This is a genomic window from Nitratidesulfovibrio liaohensis (assembly GCF_011682075.1).
Lineage (GTDB): Bacteria > Desulfobacterota > Desulfovibrionia > Desulfovibrionales > Desulfovibrionaceae > Cupidesulfovibrio > Cupidesulfovibrio liaohensis.
The window spans coordinates 1-6,266 of the sequence record NZ_VSMK01000127.1; the positions used below are offsets into that span (position 1 = coordinate 1).

General features: G+C 63.0%; 5 protein-coding genes and 1 pseudogene. 5 read left to right on the plus strand and 1 reads right to left on the minus strand.

The window, feature by feature from the left end; genetic code table 11:
- A pseudogene (locus tag FVW27_RS05575) lies at positions 1-182 on the minus strand (LeuA family protein); the annotation flags it as partial.
- A gap of 617 nt (positions 183-799) precedes the next feature.
- Between FVW27_RS05575 and nifH the strand changes: the two are divergent.
- From nifH to nifK, 5 genes are all read left to right on the plus strand, one after another.
- Positions 800-1,630, plus strand: coding sequence for a nitrogenase iron protein (nifH, locus tag FVW27_RS05580; RefSeq protein ID WP_015946240.1), 831 nt, complete (start codon positions 800-802; stop codon positions 1,628-1,630).
- A 240-nt stretch (positions 1,631-1,870) separates the two neighbouring features.
- Positions 1,871-2,221, plus strand: a complete 351-nt coding sequence (locus FVW27_RS05585; RefSeq protein WP_167123447.1) for a P-II family nitrogen regulator — start codon at positions 1,871-1,873, stop codon at positions 2,219-2,221.
- On the plus strand, positions 2,218-2,592 hold the full coding sequence (locus FVW27_RS05590; RefSeq protein WP_035068235.1) for a P-II family nitrogen regulator: 375 nt from the start codon (positions 2,218-2,220) through the stop codon (positions 2,590-2,592). The genes FVW27_RS05585 and FVW27_RS05590 overlap by 4 nt, the downstream gene beginning before the upstream one ends.
- 230 nt (positions 2,593-2,822) lie before the next feature.
- On the plus strand, positions 2,823-4,457 hold the full coding sequence (gene nifD, locus FVW27_RS05595; RefSeq protein WP_167123449.1) for a nitrogenase molybdenum-iron protein alpha chain: 1,635 nt from the start codon (positions 2,823-2,825) through the stop codon (positions 4,455-4,457).
- 21 nt (positions 4,458-4,478) lie between these two features.
- Positions 4,479-5,855: a nitrogenase molybdenum-iron protein subunit beta gene (nifK, locus tag FVW27_RS05600; RefSeq protein ID WP_167123451.1), complete on the plus strand. Its 1,377-nt coding sequence runs from the start codon at positions 4,479-4,481 to the stop codon at positions 5,853-5,855.
- The last annotated feature ends 411 nt before the right edge of the window (positions 5,856-6,266 follow it).

A 6,266-nucleotide genomic window follows, 5' to 3' on the forward strand; every position in this document is an offset into this window, starting at 1 on the left:
CCGGGGGCCACGCGGGCCGACAGGGCCAGCATGTCCGCAAGGTCGTCGCGTCCGGCCCAGCCCACTTCGGCCTCGGGCACGCCCACGGCGGCAAGGCCGCGCAGGACGCGCTCGCGGTCGGTCATGGACAGATAGGTACCGAAGGACTGTTCTCCTTCGCGCAGGGTGGTGTCGAGCAGCATGCGGCCTCCCCGAAGAATGGCGGAGCCGCCCCGGCCCCGCAGGTTCTGGTGTGGGTGACGGCGGAGGAAAAGGGCGGGGCGGACATCCGCGTGAACCGGACGCCCTGTTCATGCATCGTCGATGCCAACCGGACCGCCCATGGCGGCGCAGGCCCGGGACTTCCCTTCTCCGTGCCGGGCGTTTTCAGGAGCCGTGCGGTTCGTCCCCCGCAAGCGTGTCGCTGCTTTTCCTTGCGATCCGGCACATTGCGCGCGCGGGCACGGCACCACATCCCTCCGTGCCGGTGCTTCGGCCCGCGCCGTACCCGCGAGCCGCAAATCCTGCCGCTGCCCCGCTGCAACCCCCTGATCGTCTCCTCCACGCCCCGTTCCGACCCTGTCGGGAACAACGCATTTGTCGCATGCGACAAAATGGTCGCTGCATCCGTGTCGCGTCCGACGTGCGTACGGGCCCCCTGTCGTGCGAATAAAGCATGCTGTTTCAACGTGTTATGTTGTGATGGCCGCACTGGCACGGGGTTTGCCCTATGCGTGTCGTTGCATGGGCACGCCAGTCACGGCGAACACACCCCGGCCAATCCAACACCCGGTCGGGCGTGAATCTTCAGGAGGATATCATGAGAAAGGTGGCCATCTACGGTAAGGGCGGCATCGGCAAGTCCACGACCACGCAGAACACCGTTGCCGGTCTCGCGGAAGCCCTGGGCCGCAAGGTCATGGTCGTCGGCTGCGACCCCAAGGCCGACTCCACCCGTCTGCTGCTGGGCGGCCTGGCCCAGAAGTCGGTGCTCGACACCCTGCGTGACGAGGGCGAGGACGTGGAACTCGATGATATCCGCAAGCCCGGCTACTCCACCACCCTCTGCGTGGAATCGGGCGGCCCCGAACCGGGCGTCGGCTGTGCGGGCCGCGGCATCATCACCTCCATCAACATGCTGGAATCCCTTGGCGCGTACGAGGAAGACCAGAAGCTGGACTACGTGTTCTACGACGTGCTCGGCGACGTTGTGTGCGGCGGCTTCGCCATGCCCATCCGCGACGGCAAGGCCGAGGAAATCTACATCGTGTGTTCCGGCGAGATGATGGCCATGTACGCGGCCAACAACATCTGCAAGGGCATCATGAAGTACGCGGAATCGGGCGCGGTGCGCCTTGGCGGCCTTATCTGCAACTCGCGCAACGTGGACAACGAAAAGGAAATGATCGAGGAGCTGGCCCGCAAGATCGGCACCCAGATGATCTACTTCGTCCCGCGCGACAACCAGGTGCAACGCGCCGAAATCCACCGCCAGACCGTCATCGAGTTCTCGCCCGAACACGGCCAGGCCCAGCACTACCGCAACCTGGCGAAAGCCATCGACGAAAACCAGATGTTCGTGGTGCCGAAGCCCCTCCAGATCGCGGAACTGGAAAAGCTGCTCATGGATTACGGCCTGTTCGAAGCCTAGTCCGGTTCCGAACGGTTCTTCCGCCCGTCGGCTGCGTCAAACATCGTCTGGCACTCCGGTCGAATACGACAAGAATCGCTCTGCGGTCGCCATCCGTAATGCTCGGAGACTCGCATAACGGCTGCCGCTCCCTCCATGCCAGACTCGTTTTCCTTGCCGACGAACGGAACTCCTCGTTCGGAAACAGCGCCTGATGAGAACCCAACAGACGACTGCCACCCAAGCTGAAGGAGAACGGCGATGATGATCATGGTTCGTGCCATCGTGAGACCCGAAAAATCCGACGACGTGCTGGCCGCCCTGATGGCCGCAGGCTTTCCGGCCGTGACCAAGATGTCCGTGGCCGGGCGCGGCAAGCAGCGCGGCATCAAGATCGGCGAGATCACCTACGACGAAATTCCCAAGACCCTGCTGATCAGCGTGGTGAAGGCCAGCGAAAGGCAGTTCGTCATCGACACCATCATGGAAGCGGCCCGCACCGGCGCCAAGGGCGCCTTCGGCGACGGCAAGATCTTCGTCACCCCGGTTGAAGAGGTCTACACCATCAGCTCCGGCGTGAAGGAACCCGACATCGAGGAGGCCGCGGCATGAAGGAGATCATGGCCGTAGTGCGCCTGAACAAGATGAACCAGACCAAGAAGGCGCTGACCGAGGCGGGCGTGAACGGCTTCTACGCCCACGAGGCCTTCGGCCGGGGCAAGGGGTTGGTCAGCAGCGACCTGCTGGAAGGCGCCAAGGAAGGGTTCGAAGAGGCCGTGGAACTGCTCGGTGAAAAGGGCAGGCTGTATTCCAAGCGCGTGGTCACCGTGGTGGTGCCCAACGACCAGGTCAGTGACGTGGTCGAGGCCATCATCAAGGTGAACCAGACGGGCAAGCCCGGCGACGGAAAGATCTTCGTCACCGCCGTTCCGGAAGCCCACCGTGTGAGAACCGCCGAGCATGGCGACAAGGCCATCCTGTAGGCGCGTTGCAAGGGTTCTTTTGCCCGCTGGCGGACTGACCCGAAGGGCGCGAAGCGTGGCCGTTAGGCGAGCATGCGAGCCTTACGGACATCAAGAGCAAAGCGTCAAACTTCGGCGCCGACTCGGTCAAATACAAGAAGAGTATGTTCCCTCGCGGCCGCCTCGTTTTCCTGGCCAGCGAACAAAACTACACCTTGCAACCACGCCTACTGCTAGCAACGAGGTACATCATGGCTTTGAAGCACAAGAGCATCCCCGACGTCGCGACCGTCAAGGAAGAGCTGCTCAAGAAGTATCCCACCAAGGTCGCCCGCAAGCGCGCCAAGCAGATCGTCATCAACGACGTGAAGGACGGCGACGTGGTGCCCGAGGTGCAGGCCAACGTGCGCACCACGCCCGGCATCATCACCATGCGCGGCTGCACCTACGCGGGGTGCAAGGGCGTTATCCTGGGCCCCACCCGCGACATCGTGAACATCACGCACGGGCCCATCGGCTGCGGGTTCTACTCGTGGCTCACCCGCCGCAACCAGACCAAGGCGCCGCTGGAATCGTCCGAAAACTTCATGCCCTACGCCTTCTCCACGGACATGCAGGACGAGGACATCATCTTCGGCGGTGAAAAGAAGCTGATCGCGGCCATCCAGGAGGCCTACGACACCTTCCATCCCAAGGCCATCGCCATTTTCGCCACCTGTCCCGTGGGCCTCATCGGCGACGACATCCACGCCGTGGCCCGCAAGATGAAGGAGAAGCTCGGCATCAACATCTTCGCCTTCAGCTGCGAAGGGTACAAGGGCGTCTCGCAGTCGGCGGGTCACCACATCGCCAACAACCAGATATTCACCCACGTGGTGGGTGAGGACGATACCCCCAAGCTTGGCGAATACAAGATCAACATGCTGGGCGAGTACAACATCGGCGGTGATGCCTTCGAACTGGAACGCGTGCTGGAAAAGTGCGGCATCACCCTGGTGTCCACCTTCAGCGGCAACTCCACCTACGAGCACTTCGCCACCGCCCACCAGGCCGACCTGAACGCCGTCATGTGCCACCGTTCCATCAACTACGTGGCCGAAATGATGGAGACCAAGTACGGCATCCCGTGGATCAAGGTGAACTTCATCGGCGCCGAATCCTCGGCCAAGTCGCTGCGCAAGATCGCCCAGTACTTCGGCGATAAGAAGCTGATCGACCGGGTGGAAGAAGTCATCGCCGAAGAAATGCCCGCCGTGCATGCGGCCCTGGAAGACGTGAAGCCCTTCACCGAAGGCAAGACGGCCATGCTGTTCGTGGGCGGTTCGCGCGCCCACCACTACCAGGACCTGTTCACCGAAATGGGCATGAAGACCATCGCCGCCGGGTACGAATTCGCCCACCGCGACGACTACGAAGGCCGCAAGGTCATGCCCTCCATCAAGGTGGATGCCGACAGCCGCAACATCGAGGAAATCGAGGTCGCGCCGGACGCCACCCGCTTTGTCCCGCGCAAGTCTGACGAAGACCTGAAGCGCCTTGCCGAGGAAGGCTTCACCTTCAAGGATTACGAAGGGATGATGCCCCAGATGGAGTCCGACACCCTCGTCATCGACGACCTGAACCAGTACGAGGCCGACAAGCTGATCGAGCTCCTGAAACCCGACGTGTTCTGCGCGGGCATCAAGGAAAAGTTCTCGGTGCAGAAGATGGGCGTGCCCATGAAGCAACTGCACAGCTACGACTACGGCGGACCCTATGCGGGCTTCAGGGGCGCGGTGAACTTCTACACGGAAATCAAGCGCCTGGTCACCAGCAAGGTCTGGAACGACCTCAAGGCCCCCTGGGAAGAAAACCCCGAGCTCTCGGCAACCTACGTCTGGGAATAACGGGCAAGGAAGGGAAACGACATGCTGCTCAGACATACCCCGACGGAAATCAGGGAGCGCTCGGCGCTCAACATCAACCCGGCCAAGACCTGCCAGCCCATCGGCGCCATGTACGCGGGCCTGGGCATCAAGGGTTGCCTGCCGCACAGCCACGGCTCGCAGGGCTGCTGCGCCTACCACCGCAGCACCCTGACCCGCCACTACAAGGAACCCGTGTCGGCGGCCACCAGCTCGTTCACGGAAGGCGCATCGGTGTTCGGCGGCCAGGCCAACCTGCTCCAGGCCATCGAGAACATCTTCTCGGTGTACGAACCGGAAATCATCGCGGTGCACACCACCTGCCTGTCCGAAACCATTGGCGACGACCTGAACCAGATCGTCGACAAGGCGGTGAAGGAAGGCAAGGTACCCGCGGGCAAGCAGGTGATCTTTGCCTCCACGCCCAGCTACGTGGGTTCGCACGTCACCGGCTTCTCCAACATGGTCAAGGGCATGGTGAAGTGCCTGGCCGTTGCTTCCGGCAAGAAGAACGGCAAGGTCAACATCATCCCCGGCTGGGTGGAACCTGCGGACATGGAGGAGATCAAGCGCATCGCCGGCATGATCGGCGTGTCCTTCACCATGTTCCCGGATACCTCGGGCGTGCTCAACGGTCCGCTGACCGGCGAGTACCACATGTTCCCCGATGCGGGCACGCCCGCAGAGGACATTCGCGCCGCGGGCGACGCCATCGGCACCCTGGCCCTGGGCGAATGGTGTTCCGCCGACGCGGCCCGCACCCTGGATTCGCAGTGCAAGGTGCCCTGCCGGGTGCTGGACCTGCCCATCGGCCTGAAGGCCACCGACCGCTTCATCGACGCCCTGCGCATCGTGGCAGGCACCTCGGTGCCCGACACCGTGAACTTCGAACGCGGCCAGCTCATCGACGTCATCTCCGACTACCACCAGTACTTCTTCGGCAAGAAGGTGGCCCTGGTGGGCGACCCGGACCAGCTCATCGCGCTGACCGAGTTCCTGCTGACGCTCGACATGCAGCCCGTCCACGTGGTTACCGGCACGCCGGGCAAGAAGTTCGAGGCGCGCATCAGGGAACTGTGCGCGGGCAAGGGCTTTGACGTCAACGTGCGCGCCGCGGGCGACATGTTCCTGCTCCACCAGTGGATCAAGAACGAACCCGTCGATCTCATCATGGGCAACACCTACTGCAAGTACATCGCCCGTGACGAGGACATCCCCTACGTGCGCTTCGGCTTCCCCATCATGGACCGGGTGGGCCACCAGTACTTCCCGGTGACGGGGTACAAGGGCGGTATCCGCCTGATGGAAAAGATCCTGGGCGTCCTGCTCGACCGCGCCGACCGCGACGCGCCCGAGGAGAAGTTCGAACTGGTCTACTAGGGCGTGCCGTCACGAGCGTCCTTTTGTCCTCTGCTTTACCGACCCGAAGGGCGCGAAGCGTGCCCGTTGGGCGAGCTTGCGAGCCCTACGGACATCGAGCGCAACGAGGTCAGAACAAGTTTTTATTCCGGTCACGTACGGGAAGAGTACGCTCCCTCCATAAAAAATTGTCCTTCCTTGGCAGAGCACAAAAATCCTGCTCGTGACGACACACCCAGCAACCGCATCCTTTCCGCCCGGCGCCGCTTGGCACCACACGGCGCCATCCGGCGCCGGGCGGAGAACCCCACGGAGACACCATGAGCGGCGCACCCCACTGCATGCACACGAACGGACGTCCCGGCGGCTGGCTGCTGCTGCCGGTGGCGCCGCGTTCCAACGCCCGCAGCCGCCATGGCGATGCGGGCGTGA

Excerpts from the sequence above, each read along its gene's own strand:
- nifH (WP_015946240.1), top strand. The coding sequence starts at position 800 with ATGAGAAAGGTGGCCATCTACGGTAAGGGCGGCATCGGCAAGTCCACG.
- FVW27_RS05585 (WP_167123447.1), top strand. The coding sequence starts at position 1,871 with ATGATGATCATGGTTCGTGCCATCGTGAGACCCGAAAAATCCGACGAC.
- FVW27_RS05590 (WP_035068235.1), top strand. The coding sequence starts at position 2,218 with ATGAAGGAGATCATGGCCGTAGTGCGCCTGAACAAGATGAACCAGACC.
- nifD (WP_167123449.1), top strand. The coding sequence starts at position 2,823 with ATGGCTTTGAAGCACAAGAGCATCCCCGACGTCGCGACCGTCAAGGAA.
- nifK (WP_167123451.1), top strand. The coding sequence starts at position 4,479 with ATGCTGCTCAGACATACCCCGACGGAAATCAGGGAGCGCTCGGCGCTC.